Annotated in this window: 18 protein-coding genes; 6 read left to right on the forward strand and 12 right to left on the reverse strand. The window is 72.2% G+C overall.

Features of this window, described 5'->3' with window-relative positions:
- Nucleotides 1–48: 48 nt before the first annotated feature.
- Nucleotides 49–2,724, reverse strand: coding sequence for a helix-turn-helix transcriptional regulator (locus OG417_RS11810; protein WP_329254085.1), 2,676 nt, complete (start codon nt 2,722–2,724; stop codon nt 49–51).
- Between the two features lie 128 nt (nt 2,725–2,852).
- On the opposite strand from OG417_RS11810, the gene OG417_RS11815 reads away from it, so the two are divergent.
- A complete protein-coding gene (locus OG417_RS11815; RefSeq protein WP_329254088.1) occupies nt 2,853–3,434 on the forward strand; it encodes a dihydrofolate reductase family protein in 582 nt (193 codons plus the stop codon).
- A gap of 14 nt (nt 3,435–3,448) precedes the next feature.
- On the opposite strand, the gene glgC is transcribed toward OG417_RS11815, so the two are convergent.
- Nucleotides 3,449–4,684: a glucose-1-phosphate adenylyltransferase gene (gene glgC, locus OG417_RS11820; RefSeq protein WP_329254091.1), complete on the reverse strand. Its 1,236-nt coding sequence runs from the start codon at nt 4,682–4,684 to the stop codon at nt 3,449–3,451.
- A gap of 71 nt (nt 4,685–4,755) precedes the next feature.
- Between glgC and glgA the strand changes: the two genes are divergently transcribed.
- From glgA to OG417_RS11840, 4 genes are all read left to right on the forward strand, one after another.
- Nucleotides 4,756–5,934, forward strand: coding sequence for a glycogen synthase (gene glgA, locus OG417_RS11825; RefSeq protein WP_329254094.1), 1,179 nt, complete (start codon nt 4,756–4,758; stop codon nt 5,932–5,934).
- A gap of 135 nt (nt 5,935–6,069) precedes the next feature.
- On the forward strand, nt 6,070–6,429 hold the full coding sequence (locus tag OG417_RS11830; RefSeq protein WP_329254097.1) for an SPW repeat protein: 360 nt from the start codon (nt 6,070–6,072) through the stop codon (nt 6,427–6,429).
- Between the two features lie 81 nt (nt 6,430–6,510).
- Nucleotides 6,511–7,101 carry a TetR/AcrR family transcriptional regulator gene (locus tag OG417_RS11835; protein WP_329254100.1) on the forward strand — a complete coding sequence of 197 codons (591 nt, stop codon included), beginning with the start codon at nt 6,511–6,513 and terminating at the stop codon, nt 7,099–7,101.
- Nucleotides 7,102–7,334: 233 nt separating this feature from the next.
- Nucleotides 7,335–8,186 carry a siderophore-interacting protein gene (locus OG417_RS11840; RefSeq protein ID WP_329254103.1) on the forward strand — a complete coding sequence of 284 codons (852 nt, stop codon included), beginning with the start codon at nt 7,335–7,337 and terminating at the stop codon, nt 8,184–8,186.
- Here OG417_RS11840 and OG417_RS11845 read toward each other — a convergent pair.
- The 8 genes from OG417_RS11845 to OG417_RS11880 form a co-directional block, all read right to left on the reverse strand.
- Complete coding sequence (locus tag OG417_RS11845; protein ID WP_329254106.1) at nt 8,183–9,184, reverse strand: proline racemase family protein; 1,002 nt, start codon at nt 9,182–9,184, stop codon at nt 8,183–8,185. The genes OG417_RS11840 and OG417_RS11845 overlap by 4 nt on opposite strands.
- Complete coding sequence (locus OG417_RS11850; protein ID WP_329254110.1) at nt 9,181–10,116, reverse strand: dihydrodipicolinate synthase family protein; 936 nt, start codon at nt 10,114–10,116, stop codon at nt 9,181–9,183. Before OG417_RS11850 ends, OG417_RS11845 begins: the two co-directional genes overlap by 4 nt.
- Complete coding sequence (locus tag OG417_RS11855) at nt 10,113–11,489, reverse strand: FAD-dependent oxidoreductase (RefSeq protein ID WP_329254113.1); 1,377 nt, start codon at nt 11,487–11,489, stop codon at nt 10,113–10,115. The genes OG417_RS11850 and OG417_RS11855 overlap by 4 nt, the downstream gene beginning before the upstream one ends.
- Nucleotides 11,486–11,791 (reverse strand): (2Fe-2S)-binding protein, encoded by a 306-nt coding sequence (locus tag OG417_RS11860; protein ID WP_329254116.1) that lies wholly within the window; start codon nt 11,789–11,791, stop codon nt 11,486–11,488. Before OG417_RS11860 ends, OG417_RS11855 begins: the two co-directional genes overlap by 4 nt.
- Entirely contained in the window at nt 11,788–12,930 is a 1,143-nt protein-coding gene (locus OG417_RS11865; protein WP_329254120.1) for an NAD(P)/FAD-dependent oxidoreductase, read from the reverse strand. The genes OG417_RS11860 and OG417_RS11865 overlap by 4 nt, the downstream gene beginning before the upstream one ends.
- Nucleotides 12,931–13,035: 105 nt before the next feature.
- Entirely contained in the window at nt 13,036–15,924 is a 2,889-nt protein-coding gene (gene fxsT, locus OG417_RS11870) for an FxSxx-COOH system tetratricopeptide repeat protein (RefSeq protein WP_329254125.1), read from the reverse strand.
- Nucleotides 15,925–16,031: 107 nt separating this feature from the next.
- Nucleotides 16,032–16,367 carry a hypothetical protein gene (locus OG417_RS11875; RefSeq protein ID WP_329254128.1) on the reverse strand — a complete coding sequence of 112 codons (336 nt, stop codon included), beginning with the start codon at nt 16,365–16,367 and terminating at the stop codon, nt 16,032–16,034.
- Nucleotides 16,368–16,589: 222 nt separating this feature from the next.
- Nucleotides 16,590–16,760, reverse strand: a complete 171-nt coding sequence (locus OG417_RS11880) for a hypothetical protein (protein ID WP_329254131.1) — start codon at nt 16,758–16,760, stop codon at nt 16,590–16,592.
- Nucleotides 16,761–17,063: 303 nt separating this feature from the next.
- Between OG417_RS11880 and fxsT (OG417_RS11885) the strand changes: the two genes are divergently transcribed.
- Complete coding sequence (gene fxsT / locus OG417_RS11885; protein WP_329254134.1) at nt 17,064–19,580, forward strand: FxSxx-COOH system tetratricopeptide repeat protein; 2,517 nt, start codon at nt 17,064–17,066, stop codon at nt 19,578–19,580.
- Between the two features lie 23 nt (nt 19,581–19,603).
- Here fxsT (OG417_RS11885) and OG417_RS11890 read toward each other — a convergent pair whose 3' ends face one another.
- Both OG417_RS11890 and OG417_RS11895 read right to left on the reverse strand, forming a co-directional pair.
- On the reverse strand, nt 19,604–20,953 hold the full coding sequence (locus tag OG417_RS11890; protein WP_329254137.1) for an HEXXH motif domain-containing protein: 1,350 nt from the start codon (nt 20,951–20,953) through the stop codon (nt 19,604–19,606).
- Nucleotides 20,950–22,167, reverse strand: a complete 1,218-nt coding sequence (locus OG417_RS11895; protein WP_329254141.1) for an FxsB family cyclophane-forming radical SAM/SPASM peptide maturase — start codon at nt 22,165–22,167, stop codon at nt 20,950–20,952. Before OG417_RS11895 ends, OG417_RS11890 begins: the two co-directional genes overlap by 4 nt.
- Between the last annotated feature and the right edge of the window lie 61 nt (nt 22,168–22,228).

Consider the following 22,228-nt stretch of genomic DNA (forward strand, 5'->3'; position numbering starts at 1 on the left):
CCGCCGGCGTTCAACTGTGGGTGGTCAGGTGGTGCAACGAGTATGTGGTCAGTCGTTCGTGAGGTGCGGTATCGCCAAGGCGGCGAGTTCGGTGCGGTTCGTGACGCCGAGCTTGGCGTAGACGTGGGAGAGGTGGGTCTTGACGGTACTGCGGCTCATGAACAGCCGGGCCCCGATGTCGGGGTTGCTGAGGCCCTCGGCGGCGAGCCGTACGACGCTGCGCTCGGCCGGGGTGAGTCCGGCCCAGCCGCTCGACGGGCGGCGGCGCGGGCCGCGGGCGCGGCGAGCCCACTCCACCGCCGCGCGTACGTCGAGTGCACTCCCCTCGGCCCACGCGGCGGCGTACGCGGTCTCGCCCAGCGCGGCGCGTGGGCCGGGGTCGGCGGGTACGGGGCCGACGCCCATGTCCGTACGCGCGCGGTCGCAGGCGGCGAACAGCCGGGTCGCCTCGGTGTGCGCCCCCGCCTCGGCCGCGATCCGGGCGAGCGCGTCGAGGCCGCCGACGCAGGCGAGCCACAGGCCGTGTTCCGCGCGCAGGGCCAGGGCCTCGTGGTGCAGTCTCTCCGCGTCGGCCGGGCCGGCGAGGCGGGCCCGCTGTTCGAGCGCGTCGGCGGCCACCCGGGGCATGCCGACCGCACGGGCGACGGCGAGGGCGCGTTCGCACGCCGACGCCGCGGCGGCGTCGTCCCCGGCGGCGTGGAACGCGGCGGCGAGCCCGGTCAGGGTCTGCGGGGACAGCGCGGCCTCGTGGCCCTCACCGAGCCAGCTCGTCTCCGACGCGAACCAGGCGACCGCCTCGCGCGGCCGGCCGGACCGCAGTTCGAGCTCGCCCATGGCACGCGCCAGACCGGGCACGAACGGCGGACGCTCGGCGCCCTCCACCAGCCGGACCAGCGGGGCGAGGATCGCACGCGCCTCGTCGAGCCGTCCGGCCGCCGTCTCCACGGTGGCCAGCACACCGGCGGCCGACCCGACGCGATGGTGGTCGGCGAGCGGGCGGGCCGTCTCCACGGCCTCGGTCGCGAGCGCGCGTGCCCGTACGACGTCACCCGTGTAGAGCGCCCCGCAGGCCCAGAACCCGAGCGCCGTCGAGGCGACGCCGCGGTCTCCGCGCCGCAGCAGGCCCTCGGTCGCGCTCCGGAAGAGCTCCTCGGCCTCGTCATGCTCGTCGCGCAGGTGCCGGATCATCCCCATGAGGGCGGTCGCCCCGTCGGCGACGAACTCCTCACCGGCCGCACGCGCCTCGACCCGCGCCGTCTCCGCCAGCGACCAGGCGGTGTCGAAGTCCGTGGAGAACAGGGCGACGGCCCGCAGGAGCCGGGCGAGGCAGGCGGTCGCCACGTCACCGGCCTCCACCGCGATCTCCAGCGCGGCCTGTGCCGCGTCGTGGTCCGGTCCCGCCGGGTGGGTCGTGTCGGCGACCAGCGCCAGGCCGGTCAGCAGCCGGGCCTGGAGCGCGGTGCGGTCATCCGGTGTGCGGGCGACGGCCCGGCGCAGCAACTCCAGCCCCTCGTGACCTCGCGTGGTCAGGTGCCACAGCCAGGGCAGGCCCGCCAGGAGCCGGCGTCCGCGTCCGGGATCGTCCCGGGACAGGCCCCAGGTGGCGGCGGCGCACAGGTTCTCGTGTTCGGCGCCGACCGCGGCACGCCAGGCGTCCTTGTCGCGGGCCAGCAGGGGACGGGCGTCGTCCGTCAGCGCCAGGTACGTGTCGAGGTGCCGGTCGCGGACCCGGCCGGCCTCGGCGGAGGCCGCCAGCCGCGCCACGGCGTACTCGCGGACCGTCTCGAGCAGGTGGTACCGCGCGACGCTGCGGTGCGTGTCCGCGACGACCAGCGACTTGTCCACGAGCCGCCCCAGGCCGGCCAGCACCGCCATCCGGTCGAGCGGGCCGAACGCGCAGACCCCGCGGGCCGCCTCGAGCGTGAAACCCCCGTGGAAGGCGCCGAGCCGGCGGAACAGGACCTGGTCGTCCTCTGCCAGCTGGTCGTGGCTCCACGCCATCGACGCCGCGAGCGTCTGGTGCCGCGCCGCGACCCCGCGCGGGCCCCGTACGAGGAGGGAGAACCGGTCGTCCAGGCCCTGAAGGATCTCCCGCGCCGAGAGAGTTCCCGACCAGGCGGCGGCGAGCTCGATGGCGAGCGGGATGCCGTCGAGCCGGGCGCACGCCGTACGCACGGCGTCCCGGTCCGGCGCCGGCGTCGGGCCCGAGCGCTCCTCGAAGAGGGCGACGGCGTCCTCGGCGCCGAGCGGCGGAACGCGCCAGACGACCTCGCCCGGCACGCGGAGCGGTTCGCGGCTCGTGGCCAGCACCGTCACGCCGGGGCAGGCACGCGTCAGCTCGGCGGCCAGCTCCGCGGCGGCCTCGACGACGTGTTCGCAGTTGTCCAGGCACACGAGCATCCGGCGGTCGCCGAGCTGCCGGGCCAGCGAGGGGATCGTGTCCCGGTCCGGCGCGGGGAGGACCCCGGCGGCCGTCGCGACCAGCTCGGCGACGACGAAGGCGTCGCCGGTGGTCGTCAGGTCGGCCCAGCAGACGCCGTCCCGCCGGTGTGCGGCCTCCGCCGACGCCGCCTCGATCGCCAGCCGGGTCTTTCCGCAGCCGCCGGGACCGGCGATGGTGACCAGCCGCGCGTCGCCCAGCGCGGCGGCGAGGGCGCGCAACTCCGGTTCGCGGCCGACGAAGGTCGTCGGCGGAACCGGGAGATCGTGTCGGATCGCGGACATCGCGCCACAGTCTGCCAGCCGGTCTCTCGCCCAGGGGCGATCCCGGTATCGGCCAGGTGGCCGATGTTCCGCACCGCGCGCTCGGCCAGCCTGGATCTCGTCACCGAAGAACGAGAAGGAGATCCGAAATGGGCAAGGTCATCGCCAACATGTCGATGTCGCTGGACGGCTTCATCGCCGACCCGGCCGACGGGATCGACCAGCTGTTCGGCTGGATGGGCAACGGCGAGGTGGAGGTGCCCACCGCCGTGGAGTGGGCGACGTTCCGCATGTCCGAGGCGAGCGCGGCGTACATGCGCGAGTCGATGGCGGGCGTCGGCGCGCTGGTCGCGGGCCGGCACCTGTTCGACATCACGCACGGGTGGGGTGGCACCCATCCACTGGGCGTGCCGGTCGTCGTGGTCACCCACGAGCCGCCGGCCGACCGCCCGGAGACCTTCGCCTTCGCCGGCTCGGTGGAGGCGGCGGTGAAGCTCGCCCGCGAGGCCGCGGGCGACAAGAACGTCGTGGTCGCCAGCGCGAAGATCGCCCAGCAGTGCCTCGACGCGGGGCTGCTCGACGCGATCCACGTCGACCTGGTGCCCGTGCTGCTCGGCACCGGCGTCCGGTGGTTCGAGAACCTCACGACGGCGCCGGTCCGGCTGGAGGGCCCGGCGGTCATCGAGGGACACGGCGTGACGCACCTCGCCTACACCGTCCACCGGTCCTGAGCGTTCCGCCGGCGTCAGCCCGGAATGATCTGGTTCTTCTCGATCACGCGGACGCCGCTCGGCGTGACGGTGAAGCGCTCCTGGTCCTCCTCCAGGTCCACGCCGATCCGCGCGCCGTCCGGCACGTGCACGTTCTTGTCGATGATGGCGTGCCGTACGACGGCGCCGCGCCCGACCCGTACACCGTCCATCAGGACCGAGTCGCACACCGACGCGCCGGAGTCCAGGTGGACGTCCGGCGACAGGATCGACCGCTCGGCTGTGCCGCCGGACAGGATGGCGCCGGGGGAGACCATCGAGTCGACCGCGTACCCGCGCCGTCCCTCCTCGTTGAAGACGAACTTGGCCGGCGGCAGCGGGTCGTGGCCCGTGTAGATCGGCCACTTCCGGTTGTAGAGATTGAAGATCGGATGCACCGAGATCAGGTCCATGTGCGCCTCGTAGAAGGCGTCCAGCGTGCCGACGTCGCGCCAGTAGCCGCGGTCGCGGTCGGTGGCCCCCGGCACCTGGTTGTCGGCGAAGTCGTACACCTCCGCCTGCCCGGCCTGGACAAGCTTGGGGATGATGTCTCCGCCCACGTCATGGCGGCTCACGGTGTCCAGCGCGTCCTGCTTGACGATGTCGATGAGCACGCGCGTGTCGAAGACGTAGTTGCCCATGGAGGCGTAGATCTGGTCGGGCGCGTCGGGCAGGCCGGCGGCGTCCTTCGGTTTCTCCAGGAACGCCGCGACTCTTCGCCCGTCAGGGGCGGTCTCGATGACACCGAACTGGTCCGCCAGCGACAGCGGCTGGCGGATCGCCGCGATCGTGACGCCCGCGCCGGACGCGATGTGCTGGTCCACCATCTGCCGTGGGTCCATGCGGTAGATGTGGTCGGCGCCGAACACCACGACGTGGTCGGGGCAGTCGTCCTCGATGAGGTTGAGGTTCTGCAGGATCGCGTCGGCCGAGCCGGCGAACCAGCGCGGGCCCAGCCGCTGCTGCGCCGGCACCGGGGTGACGTAGTTGCCCAGCAGGGTCGACATCCGCCACGTGCGGGAGATGTGCCGGTCGAGGCTGTGGCTCTTGTACTGCGTCAGCACCACGATCCGCAGAAATCCGGCGTTGGCCAGGTTCGACAGCACGAAGTCGATGAGTCGGTACATGCCGCCGAAGGGCACCGCCGGTTTGGCCCGGTCGGCCGTCAGCGGCAAGAGCCGCTTGCCCTCGCCACCTGCCAGCACCATGGACAGGACCTGAGGCGTCGCCATGGGATGACGATAACCGCCCAGGTCACCCCCGGAACAGACGAAATGGGATCTTTCGCTTTACGCTACTGAGCATGCGCGTCGATCTGCTCAGCCGTGAGTACCCGCCGGAGGTCTACGGCGGCGCGGGGGTGCACGTGGAGTACCTCGCGCGGGAGCTGCGCGCGCTCTGCGACGTCCGGGTGCACGCCTTCGGCGCCGAGCGCGACGAGCCGGGTGTCTCCAGCCACCGCGTTCCCGGCGGCCTGGAGTCGGCCAACGCCGCGCTCCAGGTGCTGGGCGTCGATCTGGAGATGGCCGCCGCCTGTGCCGGGGCGGACCTCGTCCACAGCCACACCTGGTACGCGAACCTCGCGGGGCATCTCGCCAAGCTGCTGCACGGCGTCCCGCACGTCGTCACGACGCACAGCCTGGAGCCGTTGCGGCCGTGGAAGGCCGAGCAGCTCGGCGGCGGCTACGCGATCTCCTCGTGGGCCGAGCGCACCGCCATCCTCGCCGCCGACGCGGTCGTCGCGGTCTCGGAGGGCATGCGCCGCGACGTGCTCGCCTGCTACCCCGAGCTCGACCCCGAGCGGGTCACCGTGCTGCACAACGGGATCGACACGGTGCAGTACGCGCCCGATCACGGTACGGACGTCCTGAAGCGGTTCGGCGTGGACCCCGGTCGGCCCTCGGTGGTGTTCGTGGGCCGGATCACCCGGCAGAAGGGGCTGCCGTACCTGCTGCGGGCGGCCCGGTCCTTCGACCCGTCGGTGCAGCTCGTGCTCTGCGCCGGTGCGCCGGACACCCCTGAGATCGCCGCCGAGGTCGACGCGCTCATCGATGGCCTCCGCCGCGAACGACAAGGCGTCGTGTGGATCGCGAAGATGCTGCCTCGCCCGCAGGTCGTCCAGCTGCTCAGCCACGCGAGCGTGTTCGTCTGCCCGTCGATCTACGAGCCGATGGGCATCGTGAACCTGGAGGCGATGGCCTGCGAGGCGCCGGTCGTGGCCACCGCGACGGGCGGCATCCCCGAGGTCGTCGCCGCTGGGGAGACCGGGCTACTGGTGCCGATCGAGCAGGTCGCCGACGGTACGGGCCTGCCGGTCGACCCGGAGCGTTTCGTCACCGACCTGGCCGAGCGGGTCAACGCGTTGATCGCCTCCCCGGACCGCGCCGCGATGGGCCGGGCGGGCCGCCGCCGGGCGGTCGAGCACTTCTCCTGGCCGCGGATCGCCGAGCGCACCCGGGAGCTGTACGCCCGGCTCGTCTGAGCCTCGGCGCACCGGTGCCGCCCAGTGGAATGTGACATAAATCACATCGTCTTCGGTGGAATTGATTGACCGGGCGGCCAGTTATGGATGGGTGATTGACCGTCCGGCCAGTCAAAAGAGACGGAGGTGGCATTCATGAAAGCCTGGACTCGATGGCAGGACTGGGTGGCGTTGGTCGCGGGTCTGTACGCGGCTCTGTCTCCGATCTGGGTCGACACCACGCATGAAGGCGGTGCCGTCGCCTCGCTGATCGTTCTGGGCGCGCTGCTCGTCATCACGAGCCTCGTCTCCCTCGCCCGCGCGGCCGGTGCCGTGACGGAGTGGCTGATCGCGCTCTGGGGTGTCCTGCTCTTCATCGCGCCCTGGGTGATCACCTACACCGGGCACAGCGGTGCCGCGTGGACCTCCTGGATCGTCGGTGTCATCGCCGTGCTGGCCGGCCTCAGCGTCGGTGTCACCGGCGACCTGACGCACCGCCGCGCCGTTACCCACTGATCCCCCACCGACACACGTACGCTGACGAGGGGCCGGGCAGGCAGCCCGGCCCCTCGCCGTATCTCACCGGAGGAGTCCGCGATGCCCGGCACGTCACGCGTCCGCTCGGCCGAGGACAGCCGCGCGCGCATCCTGGACGCGGCCGAGGGGCTCTTCGCCGAGGAGGGGTACGACGCCACGCCCACGTCGCGCATCGCCGAACGCGCCGGCGTCTACAAGGGGCTGGTCTTCCACTACTTCGCTCGCAAGATCGACATCCTGCTGGCCCTCGTCGACCGCGTGCCGATCGAGCAGATCGCGTCGCTGGAGGCCGAGGTGGTGCCCGGCGACGTCGCCGCGACCCTGCGCAACGTGGCCGCCGACTTCGACGTCTGGTACACCCGGTCGTCCGGGGCGCGGCTCATCCTGTTCCGCGAGGCGGCCACCCATCCGGAGGTCGGCGGTGCGCTCGCCGAGGTGAACGCCAAGCTCATCGGCCTCGTACGCCGGGCCATCGACGGCGCGCTGCCCGACCCCGCCGTGCCCGAAGGCCGCCGGACCGCGGCCGCGACGACCTTCGCCGTCGCCCTGCTCAACCACGCGCACTGGCGCGACGTGGGAGTACCCACCTTCGATCTGGGTGAAATCGCCGAACTTCTGAGCGCCGGCCTCAACCCCAGCGCCAGCCTGTGAAGGGGTCCCCGGCCTGCTGAGGGGCACCCTCACCAGGTTCTGGCCGGGTCAGGGGGACCCTCACAACTCGTAAGCCCTTGCACGCGCCCACGCGGTCGCCGCTCGGCGGCCCTCGCGTCAAGGGCCGGCGCTTGATGCCACCGTCCCTGGGGCGGATGCGCCCACAGCGGATAACCTGTCACACAGGGGGCGTGAGTTAGGTTGACCTAAGCAACCCGTTGAGGAGTCAATCAATGGCGAACGATAGACCGGCCCGCAAGGGCAGGAGACTGACCCGGGCGAAGGTCCTGCGGGTCCAGTGGATCACGCCGCACATGATCCGCGTGTTCATCGGCGGTGAGGGCCTGGCCGGCCTCGGCGTGGGTGAGTTCACCGACCACTACATCAAGCTGCTGTTCCCGGTGCCGGGGGTGAGCTACCCCGAGCCGTTCGACATGGAGGTCATCCGTCGTGACCTGCCCCGCGACCAGTGGCCCCGCATGCGCTCCTACACCGTACGGAGCTGGGACCCGCACGCGCTGGAGATGAGCGTCGACTTCGTCCACCACGGCGACGAGGGCCTGGCCGGCCCGTGGGCCGCGAACGCCCGGGCAGGGGACGACGTGCTGTTCCTGGGCCCCGGCGGCGCCTACCGGCCGTCCCCGGAGGCCGACTGGCACCTGCTGGTCGGCGACGAGAGCGCCCTGCCCGCCATCGCCGCGTCTCTGGAGGCCCTGCCGCAGGGCGCTCCGGCCCGGGTGTTCATCGAGGTGACGGGCCCCGGCGAGGAGCAGGAGCTGATCACCCAGGGCGACGCCAAGCTGGTGTGGCTGCATCGCGGCGACGCGCCGGTCGGCGACGCGCTCGTCGAGGCGGTACACGGGCTGGAGTTCCCGGACGGCGACGTGCACGCGTTCGTCCACGGGGAGGCCGGCTTCGTCAAGCGCCTGCGCCGCCACCTGCGCGTCGAGCGCGGCATCCCGCTGGAGCAGCTGTCGATCTCGGGCTACTGGCGGTACGGCACCGACGACGAGGGCTGGCGCGCCGGCAAGCGCGAGTGGAACCGCCAGATCGAGGAGGAGGAAGCCCGGAGCGCGGCCGGTTAGAGGACGAAGCCGGTCGGCAGTGGATCGGCCGGGTCGAGCAGGTAGTTCGCCGTACCGGTGATCCAGGCGCGGCCGGAGATCTCCGGGACCACGGCCGCGACCCCGCCGACGCGCGTCGTGTCCACGAGCCGGCCGGTGAAGCGGGTGCCGATGAACGACTCGTTCACGAACTCCGCCCCCAGCGGCAACTCGCCCCGCGCGTGCAGCTGCGCCATCCGGGCCGAGGTTCCCGTGCCGCACGGCGACCGGTCGAACCAGCCCGGGTGGATGGCCATCGCGTTGCGCGACAGCCGCGCGTCCGAGCCCGGCGCCAGGAACTGGACGTGCTTGCAGCCCGTGATCAGCGGGTCGGCCGGGTGACGCGGCGGGCGCTGCTCGTTGATCGCCGCCATGATGGCCAGGCCCGCCTTGAGGATGTCGTCCTTGCGGGCGCGGTCGAAGGGCAGGCCGACCGACGACAGCTCGACGATCGCGTAGAAGTTCCCGCCGTACGCCATGTCGTACCGCACCTCGCCCAGGTCCGGCACGTTCACGGTCAGGTCGTGGCCGAGGGCGAACGACGCGACGTTGCGCAGCGTGACGCGTTCGGCGTGCCCGTCGCGGACCGCCACCCGCGCCTCCACCAGGCCCGCCGGGGTGTCGAGCCGTACGACGGTCTCCGGTTCGGTGACCTCCACCATGCCGGTCTCCACCAGCACCGTCGCCACGCCGATCGTGCCGTGGCCGCACATCGGCAGGAAGCCGCTGACCTCGATGTAGACCACGCCCCAGTCGGCGTCCTCGCGCAGCGGCGGCTGGAGGATCGCCCCGCTCATCGCCGCGTGCCCGCGCGGTTCGTCGACCAGGAAGCGGCGCAGGTCGTCCAGGTGCTCCACGGCGTACCGCCGGCGTTCGGCCGCCGTCGCGCCCGGGATCGGCGCCACCCCGCCGGTGACGACCCGCGTCGGCATGCCCTCGGTGTGCGAGTCGACCGCGCTGATCGTACGGATCGACCTCACCGGGCGGTCCTCCTCCGCTGCTTGGCCAGGGCCGCGATCGCGCGGTCCATGTCCGCCTTCACCTGGGCGCGCTGCTCGCCGGTCAGCGGCCCGCGCGGCGGGCGGCAGGGGCCGCCGTACCTTCCGACCATGTCCATGCCCAGCTTGATGGCCTGGACGAACTCCGTACGCGAGTCCCAGCGGAAGGCCGCCACCAGCGGTTCGTACAGCTCCCGCGCCTCATCCAGCCGGCCCGCGACGCCCAGTTCGTACAGCCGTGCCGACTCGGCGGGAAAGACGTTCGGGAAGCCGGCGAACCAGCCGGTCGCGCCCATGAGCAGCGCCTCCAGCGTCACGTCGTCCGCGCCCGCGACGACCTCCAGGCCCGGCGCCTTCTCCTGGATCTCCAGGACCCGCCGCACGTCGCCGGAGAACTCCTTGACCGCGACGACGTTGTCGATCTGCGCGATCTCGGCCAGCAGGTCGGGTGTCAGGTCCACCTTCGTGTCGATCGGGTTGTTGTAGACCATGACCGGCAGGCCGACCGAGGCGACCGCCTCGAAGTGCGCGATGACGTCGGCGCGGCTCGCCCGGTACATCGTCGGAGGCAGGCACAGCAGGCCGTCCGCGCCGTCCTCGGCCGCCAGCTCCGCCCAGTGCCGGGCCAGGTGCGATCCGGGGGCGTGCACGCCGACCACGACGACGGCCCGGTCGCCGACCGCCTCGATCGCCGTACGCGCGACGCGGCGGCGCTCCTCGTCGGTCAGCGAGGAGTACTCGCCGAGCGAGCCGTTCGGGCCGACGCCCCGGCAGCCGCCGTCGATCACCCAGCGGCAGTGTTCGGCGTACCGCTCGTAGTCGACCGCCAGCCCGGCGGGCGCGGAGGCGTCCTCACGGTAGGGGAGCGCGGTCGCCACGATGACGCCGCCGAGCCCTTTGACCTGCCTGGTCACGTGGTTTGCTCCTTTTCGGGGGGATTGGCGAGCTCGCCCAGCCGGATCGGCCAGGCGACCGGCCGGTGGTGCGGGTTCGTGTCGAGCAACTCGGCCAGCGCGGGCCCGCAGATCCGCGCCTGGCACGGCCCGAGCCCGGCACGCGTACCGAGGCGCACGGCACGAGCATCGAGCCCCGGCGCGCGGGCCCCTTCACGAAGGGGGGTGGCTTGGGCGTGGGCGGCTTGGCGGAGGGTGCCGTAGTCGGTCTCCTCACAGCGGCACACGATCGTGTCCGGGCGCAGCCACTCCGTCCAGCGGCGGCCGATGGGATGCGCGGTGGCCAGTCGTAGGGCGAAGGCGCGGCCCTCGTCGCGCCGCCGGAGTATCGCGCGCAGCCGCTCGGGGGAACCGCCGCCCGCGACCCAGCCGGCCACCACGCCCTCGGCGCGGGCGGCCGGCGCGCCGGCGATCCCGGTGACCTCGCCCGCCGCGTACACGCCGGGGACGCTCGTCGCCTGGTCGCCGTCGACCATGACGAAGCCGCCGAGGACGGCGCAGCCCGCGGCGACGGGCAGTTCGAGCCGCGCGGTGAACCCGTGGGTGACGCACAGCGCGTCCACGGCCGAGGTCCGCTCACTGCCGGGCACCACCGACCAGTCGGCGCGGAGCCGTGCGGTGACGGCCTCCTCGATGCGACCGTCGCCGCGCGCCTCGATCACCGCCCGCCCGGTCCGGTACGGGACGTGGCCACGGGCGAGCCTCGCGGCGTACGCGGCGAGTTCGGCGGCCTTGCCCGCCTGTCCCGCGAGCTCCCAGGGACGGTGGGTCCAGCCGCGCAGGACCGCGCCGGCCGTGTTCGCCTCCAGTACCGCGATGACGTGCGCGCCCACGTCCAGCAGCGACGCGGCCACCGGCAGCAGGAACGGCCCGGTGCCGGCGACCAGCGCGCGCTCGCCCACGGCGACGCGTTCGCCCTTGGCCAGTGCCTGGGCGGCTCCGGCGGTGACGACGCCGGGCAGGTCCCAGCCGGGGAAGGGCAGCACGCGGTCATGGGCGCCGGGGGCGAGGATCAGTGCGTCGGGCCGGAGGACGTACCGGCGGCGTTGGGCGCCGTCCGCGTCCGAGCCGCGCACGACGTGTACGAGCGGCGGGCCGGAGTCGCGTCGTTCGAGCGACCAGACGGCGGCACCGGGCCACCAGTCGCAGCGTTCGCTCTCACGGATGCGGAAAGGGCGTTTCTCCTCGTACGCGTCCGTCGGCATCCGGTGGTACTGCCCGCCCGCCTGGTCGGCGGCGTCGATGAGCGTCACCCGCGCCCCGGCCCGTACGGCGGCGGTCGCGGCGGCGAGCCCGGCCGGTCCCGCGCCGATGACGACGACGTGGCGCGTCACGGTGTCTCCTCCGCGATGTCCTCGGCGCGGGACTGGGTGGTGACCACGTCGCCGTCGCGGGCCCTCCGGAGGCAGGCGCGCACGTCGCGGACGCCGTCCACGGTCACCAGGCAGTCGAAGCAGACGCCGATGCCGCAGAACACCCCGCGCGGCGCCCCGGACGGCGCCCGCCGCCACGACCGGTGCCCGGCGGCGATGAGAATCCCGGCGATCGTCTGTCCGTCCCGGCCGCTCAAAGGCTCCCCGTCGACGGTGATCCGGGTCATCGGCACGGCCTCGTTCGCCCGGCGGCTTCGTGTCATCCGGCGGCTCCCTGGGGCAGGACGGCGGGTCGGTCCACGCGGAACGGGGCGGCGTCGACCTCGGGCGTTCGTCCGGTCACCAGGTCGGTGAGGAGGCGTGCGGTGCCCGGGGCGAGGCCGATGCCCGCGCCCTCGTGGCCCGTCGCGTGCCACAGGCCGTCGACGCGAGGATCCGCGCCGATGATCGGCAGATGGTCGGTGACGTACGGGCGGAAGCCGCCGTACGCGCGCATCGCCGGTACGCCGGACAGGCACGGGAACAGCCGCAGCGCCCGCTGCGCGATCACCGAGAGGACCTCTGGGCGCAGCCGGTCGTCGAATCCGGCGGCGCGGCGCGAGGAGCCGAGCAGCACGGTGCCGGCGCGGGTGGACTCGACCACGGCCGAGGCCTGGAGTTCGTCCGTGTCGCCGCCCACGGCACCCACGTAGTCGGCGTCGTACACCTTGTGGAAGACGGTCGGGGGCAGCGGCGTCGTGACCAGGATCTCTCCGCGCCGGGGGCGTACGTCGATCGGCGCGCCGAGGCGGCGGCTCAGCACGCCCGCCCACGGGCCCGTGGCGTTGACGAACAGGTCCGCCTCCAGCGTGCCGGCCGTGGTGTGGACCGCCGTGAGACGCCCGCCACGCGAGTGTGCGCCGAGGACCTCGCAGCCGGTCAGCAGTGTGGCGCCCTCGCGCACGGCGGCGTCGAGGAGGACGTTCGCGGCGCCGGCGGGCTGGACCTGGGCGTCGTCCGGGTAGTGGACGGCCGCGGTGACGTCGAGAGTGAGGTGGGGTTCGGCGCTCGCGAGCTCGGCCGGGCCGAGCGGCTCGGCGCGTACTCCGGCGGCCCGCTGCGCGGCGGCGAACGCGGTGAGCTCGCGGGCCCCCTCCTCGGTGGTGGCCACGACGATGCCGCCCTTGGCCTGCCACTCGGTGCCGTCGCCGGTCACCTCCGGCCACAGCCGCCGGGAGAACTGGGCCAGCCGGAGCTCGGCACCGGGCCCCTTGTCGGAGACGAGGACGTTGCCCTCACCGTGCGCGGTGGTCGCCCCGGCCACGCCGGCCCGGTCGACGAGGGTCACGTGGACACCGGCGAGAGCCAGCTCACGGGCGCACGCGGTGCCGATGATCCCAGCGCCGATCACGATCGCCTTCATCCGTTCGATGATCCGAACGTTATGGCGGCTCTCGCGACGACGTCAACGGCCAGGCCGGGAGGCCCTCGGCGTCGAACACCTCCGGCCGAGCGCCCGTGCGCGAGGTCACAGGGGCATCGGGGAGAAACCCGGGTCGAGGCGTTCGCGGCGAAGGAAGAAGGTCACGTGCGGGTGTTCGGCGCCGAGCGACCGCTGGTAACGAACAAGAATGTCGGCGCGATCGGTCCCCGCCTCCTGCTGCCGGCCGAGGTCCGACAGCACCAGCGTGAGATTTCCGGCGCAGGCCAGCGTATGCGGGTGGTCGGGGCCGAGTACGCGCCGCAGCCCGGTGAGCGCGGTCCGCGCCTCGGCCGCCGCGTCGTCCAGGCCGCCGGAGTCCGCCAGGGCGTTCGCACGCGTGGTCATGGCGGTCAGCGTGTACGGGTGGCCGGCCCCGACCGTGCCGTGCAACCCGCTCAGGGCCCCGTCCAGCAACGTGATGGCCGCCGCGGGGTCTCCGCTCTGCCGGTGGGCCGCCGCCAGCTCGATCGCGCAGGCGTGCGTGTAGGGATGATCGGTGCCGAACGTGGACCGGTAGCGGTCGGCGGTGTCCGTGAGACGGTCCAGAGCCTCCTTCGTGCGACGGCTCATCCGCAGCGCGGAGCCGAGAGTCACCGCCGCGGCGAGTGTCTGCGGATGGTTCACGCCGAAGATCCGCCAGCATCGGTTGTGCACGTCCGAGGCGGACTCGTAGGCGTTCGGGACACCCGCGTCGGCGCGTGCCGCCGCGAGGTCGTTGCCGTGAGCCAGCACCCATGGGTGGTCCTCGCTCAGGATCCCCCGGTCGATGACCGACCGGTATCCCTCGTTGACCTGGTCGGCGACCTGGAGCGCGGCGTGGTAGCGGCCGGCGTGCCGCAGGCTGCGCGCCATCGCGTTCTGGTAGTAGAGAACGGCTGGATGATCAGCGCGGCCGTAGAAGTTCAGAGCGTCGCGGTAGACCCTCTCGTCCTCGCGCGCCGCGTCGTCGTGACGCCCGTTGAGCGTGTCGTCGATCGCGACGTTGTTGCGGGCCATGAACGACTGGGGATGGTCCCGGCCGAACACCCGCAGGTGCGCGCGCAACGAGGCCCTGTCGGCCTCGAGCGCCTCGGCGAAACGTCCGCGCATGCGCAACTCGGCACCGACGGACCTCCCGAGGATGACGGTCTCCTCGTGGTCGTCGCCGAGGGACGCCTGAGCCCGGGCCAGGGTGGTCCGGCTGAGTTCGAAGGCGTCGTCGTACGCGCCGAGGGCCCCCATGGCATCGGCCTTGGAGCGGTTGACGGCCAGGTGCATGGTGAGAGCATCCAGGTCGTCGGGGACCGACGCGGGCCATTGCCGCAGGGCACGGTCCGCGAGCGCGCGTGCCTGCACCGGATCACCGACGACCCGCAGGTAGCGCACGATGTTCAGCACCAGGCGCTGAGCGGACGGGTCGCGGCAGCCCTCCAGGCCGGAGGGCGACATGTGCCCCCGGAGTTCCTCGTAGTGCGGCCAGTTGTCGAAGTCGTCGGGGTCACCCGGATCCGCGGCGGCCAGCAGGAGATGCACGTCGTGTCGCGACTGCTCGACGTCCGCCGCGCTCAGCCGGTCGCGTACGACGGCCTGCACGATGCGGTGCACCTGGATGGTCCGGCGCGCCGGATCCACCCGGGCGAGCGCCGTCCGCCCCAGCGCGCCGATGGCACGGCTGCGCGTGATCGGGTCACCGAGGGTCGTCTGGAGAGAGGAACGGGGAAGATAGCGTCCGCGTTCGAGCGCCTCCAGCGGGATGGGCCCGGCACCGAAGAACGCGCAGCACCGCAGCAACTCGAGTGCCGGCGGTGTGTCCTGTCGCAGTCGTTCGATCGCCGCGTCCCAGCTCTCGGTGACCGATACCGGATAGCCGGACGGCTGATTCGCCGACAGCAGCCGCCGGGGAGCGGCTGCGAGCCGGGTGAGGTACTCATCGAGAGGGATCCGCGACTCGGCGGCGTGTTCGAGGACCAAGGGAAGATCGCCGGCCGCCTCCGCCAGCCGATGGGCGTCCGCCTCGCTGAGCCCACGTATCCGGCGCGACAGGAACTCGACGCTCTCGCGCCGGGAGAGCACGTCCAGCTCGTGCAGCTCCTCGAAGGCCCTCCACCGGCTGTTGCGCGTCGTGATGATGATGTTTCCGCGTTCCGGCGGCAGCAGATCCCGGACCCGGTCGGGGTCGTCCGCGTTGTCGAAGACCAGGAGCCACTGCCCGTAGGGGCGGCCGAGGCGCAGCGCGTCGATCACCGCGGCGGCCCGGTCTTCGTCGGTCATCTCCGTTTCGCCGGCGATGCCGATCTGCGCCAGGTCGGCGAGAGCCCGTTCGCGTGTCTCCGCGGAGATCCACCAGACCAGGTCGTGATTGCCCTTGAAGTGGTTCGCGTACGCGATGGCCACCTGGGTCTTGCCGACGCCGGCCAGGCCCTGGACGGCGATGACGCCGCCCCGCCCGATCAGACGGCGACGCATCTCCTCCAGCACGTCCTCACGGCCGATGAAGTCGTGCACGATCGGCGGCACCGGTCCCCACAACGTGCTCTCGGCCGTGTACGGAGATGGATCATCCGCCGGGGCGGCGGGCGAGGTGGGGGCAGGTGCCGTGCCGCTCTTCTCCGGTCGTGGGCTCCGCGTTCTCCGGGCGCCCCCGTAGCCGACGTCGCGGTGTCCCGCCATGGCCGCGTCCCAGCGGTTCTTCCAGTCCGCCGGGGTGCCGAGCGGGTCCGGATCCAGGCCGCTCTCGGCGGCGGCCTCGCGGCACGCGGTGACGAACACGGCCACGAACCGCCACTCGGGAAGACGGACCCGCTTACCGGTGAGGACATCGCTCATGGTCGAGCGGCTCAGGCGGTGGTCGCTCAGCCGCTCCAGGGTGGAGTAACTCGGCATGCCCGCGTCCTGACGCAGCCGGACCAGATCCGCGACGAAGCTCGGTGCCGCCTCCTCCCCCGAAGGGTTCATCCTCACCCGCCTTCGGCCGCCGGATGTCCACGTGGATGCTGTCCCAAATCCTCCGGATTCCTCCGGACTCATCCGTAGTGTGCCAGGTAGGAAAGGCGATGACTATGTCATTTATGCACCATTCGTGCGGTCACTCCTGACGGATGCGTTTTTGGACGGCGTAAAAATCGAGTATGACCACGTCGCCGCTGCCGTGACACGGTGACCGGAGCCATCGCGGCCGGCCTTTCGGCCGGCCGCCGGCTCGTGTGCTCCTCGAGCCGGGGCGTGAAGCTGAGGGCTCGGGCGAATTCGCGGTAGATCGGCAGCCGCTGGTCGCTCGGCGCGCCGTGGAGCGTCAGCCTCAACCCGATGAACAGCGTCAGGCAGCGCAGTGTCGCCGCGACGACGGTCCCGCCGGCCAGAGCGACGAGCGGCCATAGACATGCCTGGCTCAGGATCACGGAAACGACCTTCCTTGTCGGCCTCTGGTTCAAGCAAACGAGGTCGGTGCCTGGCCGGACAAGGTCATCAGCCGACGTCGGAGGACTCCGGCGTCCGTGGGTCCGGATGCGGCGGCCGGTCCGGACGAATCAAGAAAGACGAGATCCCGGAAATATCGGTCCTCTTCCGGAAGGGGTCGGAATATCGCGGAGTGTCATCCGGCTCGCCCTCCGAGCGGAGGTTCAGAGCCGGTTCTGAAAGCCCGCGGACGCTTCGGTGGTGGCCTCGTCTTCCGCGAGTACGCGGCGAAGTGCCTGGTCCAACGCCCCGTCGGCGTCGACGCGTAGCTCACGGAGAGGCAGCCGTGACAGGTTCGGCAGATCGCGGATCGCCGGAAAGGCGTCGTCGCTCATGTGGTCCCTTTGCTCGCCCATCGATACTGGTAGCAGGCACATCGTAGACCGCGGTGCCAGCCCGGGAATCGACGGCCGGCGGGCATCGGTTCCGGGGTCGGAACGGCCTCCCGGGACGGTCGGCGGCGACGGAAATGCCATCCGGGAACGGATGAAAACGCCGTTCGGGGCGAATAGTCGGCGGAAGTGGCGACATCAGGGCCATGGGTGCTCGGTCGGCGGAGTCTTATGATGTGGACGCATCCGATCCGCCGACCTGAATCCGGAGGTAGGAGCATGGCCATTTCCGGGGAGTCAGGGCGAATGCCGGAGGTCTGGGGCGGAGTGCCGACCCGGAACAAGAACTTCACCGGACGCTCCGAGCTGCTCCAACTCCTGCGGGCACGGATCGGTGACTCGGCCACCGCGGTGCTGCCGAGCGTCGGGTCGCGCCGTACCGCCGGTCCCTCCCATGCGCTTCAGGGCTTGGGCGGCGTCGGCAAGACCCAACTCGCCGTGGAGTACGTCTACCGGTACAGCGCCACGTACCAGCTGATCTGGTGGATTCAGGCGGATCAACCGGCGCTCGTGCGGTCTTCACTGGCCAAGCTCGCCCCTCGCCTCGGGCTGCCGTCCTCCGAGCGCAGTGGCACCGACGGGGCGGCGCAGGCCGTCCTGCGGGCCCTGGCCCGAGGCGAACCCTACGATCGCTGGCTCCTCGTCTTCGACAACGCGGTCGAACCGGCCGACCTGAAGGACCTGATCCCCACGGGTCCGGGCCACGTCCTGGTGACCACGCGCAACTACAACTGGAACGGCCTCGTCGAGACGCTCGAGGTCGACGTCTTCCGGCGCGAGGAGAGCGTGGAGTTCCTCCGGCGGCGGAGCGCGGTCGCCGAGTCGGAGGCCGATCGGCTCGCGGAGGCCCTGGGCGACCTGCCTCTCGCCCTTGAGCAGGCCGCCGCGCTGAAGGCGGAGACGGGCATGTCCGTCGACGAGTACCTGGGGCTGCTCAACGAACGGACCCGGGAACTCCTCGAACAGAGCCGGCCGGCGGACTATCCGACGTTCGTGTCCGCGGCGTGGACGGTGTCCGCCGAAACGGTGGAGGCGAAGCTGCCCGAGGCCATCGAGCTGTTGCGATGTCTCGCGTTCTTCGGCCCCGACCCGGTGCCGCGCGAGATCCTGCGCGCCTCCGGCGAGCTGCGCCGGCCCCTGCTCAAGGCGACGCTCGCGGATCCCATCATGTTGACCCGGGCCGTCGGTGAGCTGGGACGTTTCGCGCTCGCCAAAGTCAGCACCGGCGACCGGTCCATCGAGGTGCACCGGTTGATTCAGGCGCTCCTCCGCGATCAGCTCCCCGCGAAGGACCGGGAGTCGCTGCGCAACGACGTACACGTCCTGCTGGCGCACGGGGCGCCGGCGAACCCCGACGACGGCTCTCAGTGGCCGCGCTACGCCGAACTCGTGCCTCATCTCGGGCCGGTCGGGATCGTCCGGAGCGTCGACATGCGGGTGCGGGACTTCGTGCTGAACGTCGTGCGCTACCTGTACCAGTCGGGCGACCGCCAGGCGGCACGGTCGATGGTGGAGGACGTCCTGCGCCGCTGGGACGACACCCCGGGCGAGGACAACGACCGCCTGCTCCTGACCGCCGCCGCTCACCGCGGTGACATCCTCCGCGATCTCGGGGACTACGCCGCGGCGCTGGAGACCGACCAGGAGGCGTTCCACAACGCCCAGCGGGTCTTCGGGCAGTACCACGAGATCACCCTGCGCCTCGCCCGTGGCATGGGCGGCGACCTGCGCGGCACCGGCAGTTTCGCGGAGGCGGCGGCCCAGGACGACTCCGCGCGCGAACGCCACGTCCAGGCGTTCGGCGCCGACGACCGCAGGACGCTGCGCAGCGTCAACAACCTCGCCCTGGACTACGGCCTCGTGGGCCGCTACAAGGAGGCGCGGGAGCTGCACCTGCTCGCCTACACCAGCCAGCGCGACCCGGAGAGCGGAGCCAGCGAGGTCGAGATCCTCAGCTCCTGGAACGGCCTCGCCCGGGTGATCCGGCAGAACGGTGACTACGCGATCGCGCGTGACCTCGGCCGGGACGCGTTGGGGTACGGACACAAGGAACTGGGTGCCGAACACCCCTGGACGTTGCGGACCGGCCGGGACCTGTCCATCGCGCTGCGCCGGGCCGGTGAGTTCGAGGAGGCGCACGAACTCGCGGAGAGGGTGTACGCCGCGTGCCGCCGGCTCTTCGGGCCGGACAACCCCGACACCCTCGCCGCCGCGACCTGCCTGGCCAACGCCGAGCGCAGCGTCGGAAACACCGACAAGGCCTTTGATCTGGCCGAGGACGCGCTGCGCCGCTATGCCCCGGTCTACGGGCAGGAACACCCCTTCACCATCGCCTGTCTCGGCAACGTCGCGCTCCTCCACCGGGTGAAGGGCGCCGTACGGACGGCACGAGAGCTGGACCAGGAGTGCCTCGCGGGCCTGCGGGACACGGTCGGTCCCGACCATCACTACTCGCTCAACGTCGCGATCAACCTGGCCAGCGACCTGGCGGCGCTGGGCGACATCGCCGCCGCCGTGTCCTTGGGCACCGAGACGCTGGAACGCGTACGCGCGGTCCTCGGCGAGGGGCATCCCGTGGCGATGGGCTGCGCGGCCAATCTGATCAACGACCTGACCGCGGCGGGCGACCGGGAGGCGGCGGCCGTGCTCTCAGCGGAGACGTTCCCCCTGTACGAGCGGCTCTTGTTCCCCAACCATCCGGATGTCAGAACCGCCCGGGAGGGCCGGCACCTCGACTTCGACTTCGATCCACCGCTGATCTGAGCACCGCTGATCTGAGCACCGGGTCAGCCGGACGCCGCAGTGGTGGTGTTCCGCCGCTTCCAGGCGTCGTGGTGCCGCTGGTTCTCGTCGGCGGCCCGGGCCATCGCACGCGCCGGGACTTCGTCTCGCTCCCAGCCGAGCAGCGTGGCGCGTACGCCGGAGACGAACTCCTCTCCCGCGGCGGTCAACCGGCCGCTGTTCAGCAGGGTCTCCGCGCCGGCGCGGGCGGCGGCACGCCAGCGGGCGAACTCGCGGTCGGCGGTTCCGGTGGTGTCGAGGGAGCGTTCGCGGCGCCAGAAACCGGTGACGCCGAGGTACGCGTACACCCCCTGGAGGAGGCCACTGGCCGGGCGTGGGTCGTCGCGCCACGGCGCGTAGTAGCGCGTGCCGTCGTCGGGGAGCACGAGGCGCACGATGTCGAGCAGCCCGGTGAGCTTCGCGTGCCCGACCTCGTGCGCCAGAGTCTCGGCGCAGGACCGCGGGTCGGTGGGCACGGACATCGCGATGGAGCCGAAGGTGTCCCGCCCGGTCGCGCTGACCTGGCCGTGCTCGGGTGACCGCAGCGGAGTGAGCACCCGCAGGGCGGCCCGGACCTCGTCGGCGGTGTCCGGGTGGTGACGCGCGAGGTGTTCCCAGCCCGCCGGGAAGACCTCCTGCCACTCGCGGACCTGCCGGTCGGTGAGCGGGCCGGCGAGATCGGGCATCGCGGGCATGCGGTAGGGGTCCGTGTCATCGACGATCAACTCGATACGGCGGCTCGCGCCGCCGGCGGACAACCTGGGCAGGGCACGCCAGCCGGGGACGTCGTGGCGTGGATCGGCCGGCAGCGTCAGGCGGTCGACCGCGGCGTCGTCGGCGACGCGAGCCGGGGCGCCGCCGGGAAGGCAGCGGATCTCGGCACCGTCACCGCTCACGTCGATGACGGCCCGGTCGCGCCGCAGGAGCGCCCGGCCCAGCGAAGGGAGTACGAGCACGCCCGCGGGCGCGGCCACCTCGACGGTGGCCGGGACGCCGGCGCGGATCGCGGCGGCGGCGGCGAGGGCGCCGAGACGGCCGAGGTCGGCGTCGGCGTCGCGGGCGGAGGAGGGGCGGGTCAGCGTACGTGCGGCATGCCGCGCCCAGGCCCGGACCGACGGGTGGCGGAGCGTGGCCTCCACCTCGTCCGGCGCCTTGTCGTGCAGCGAGGCGAGCTGCTCGAAGGCGCGCTCGGCGTCGAGCGCGCCGGGACGGCCCGTGGCGCGGCGGAGTACGCCGGTGACGAGCAGCAGGAGCTTGCTGTAGGAGATGTCCGAGAGCAGGCTGATCGCCGTCGGCCCGCCTCCTCCCGCGGCGATGGCCGAGAACGTCTCACGCGAGAGCTGATGAGATCTCATGCTTCTCTGTTTCCGTTCGCCCGGGCGATCAGGTCGGTCTCCATCACGCGCGCCATGTGGGAGATCAGGCGGAGCAGATCGGGGCAGTACACGGAGGGATTCGCGAACCCCGACCCAGGCCGGTAGCGGTGCGCGTACAGGCCCGCTCCACAGACACGGTGGACGGCGCAGCGGCGGCAGTCGTCCGCGAGGGCGAGCTCTCCGAGCTGACGTGCGGCGACCGAGGGCAGGGCGAGTGCCGCGTCGAACGGATCGCGTGCGACGTGAAGGCCGGTGACCGGCGCGCCGGAGTAGGCGGACTTCAAGATGTCGGACTGTTCGATGCTGCCATCGGTCTCGACGACCACCACCGTGACCGGCGAGAGCCCGACGCTCTCACTGGCCGACGCGCCGCCGAGCAGCAGGTGCATCAACTCGCCGAACAGCCGGACCCGCGTCTCCTGCCGGGGGGCGGCGTACCAGTGATCGAACACCTCGATCAACCAGTCGGCGTACGGCGTCGCCGCCGAACCGGGGTGCCGGCCGGGTGGCGGCGCCGTCCAGTTGCCGTGCGGGAGAAGAAAGTCGATCGCCGGCGGGTCGAACTCGAGCAGGGCCGCGTACGTGTCGAGCGGTGGGTTGCGCAGGTCGACCGTGCACAGCAGGCCGCTGAACAGATGCCGGTGGCGTTCGGACAGAAGACGCACGTTGGCCGCGACCGTGTCGTAGCTGCCCGCGCCGTGCGCGTAGCGCCGGTGCCGGTCGTTGGCCACGGAGTCCCCGTCGAGGCTGACTCCGACGTGGACGCCGAGCCGGTCCAGCAGTTCGAGGTGGGCGGCGAGCCGTACGCCGTTGGTCTGGAGCGCCATCCGGACCTCCACCCCCGGCCCGACCGCCTCGCGAATCGTGGTCACGGTCTCGGTGATGGCCTCCGGGCCGGCCAGTAGGGGCTCGCCGCCGTGCAGGACCACGTCGATCGAGGTGAGCCCATGGGACCTGACGTGCTCGCCGATCCGGGAAGCGGTCGCGGCGACGACCTCCGAGGACATCCGGAGCGGCCGGTCTCGCCAGCTCTGGTCGGCCATCGCGTAGACGTAGCAGTAGTCACACGCCAGGTCGCAGCGGCTGTGGATCTTCAGGACGAATTCCCGGAACGGGCGAGGCCGCCAGCCGGTCCGTACCAACCGCCCCACGTCCAGCGACGCGGGCCACTCAGGGACGGCCTCGGCTGGCAAGTCTCATCAACCCCTTGCAGGGATCGCGTAGTCGCGTCGTCCAACGCGCGACGCCGCTCGG

The sequence above is a fragment of the Actinoallomurus sp. NBC_01490 genome, from assembly GCF_036227085.1.
Taxonomy (GTDB): domain Bacteria; phylum Actinomycetota; class Actinomycetes; order Streptosporangiales; family Streptosporangiaceae; genus Actinoallomurus; species Actinoallomurus oryzae.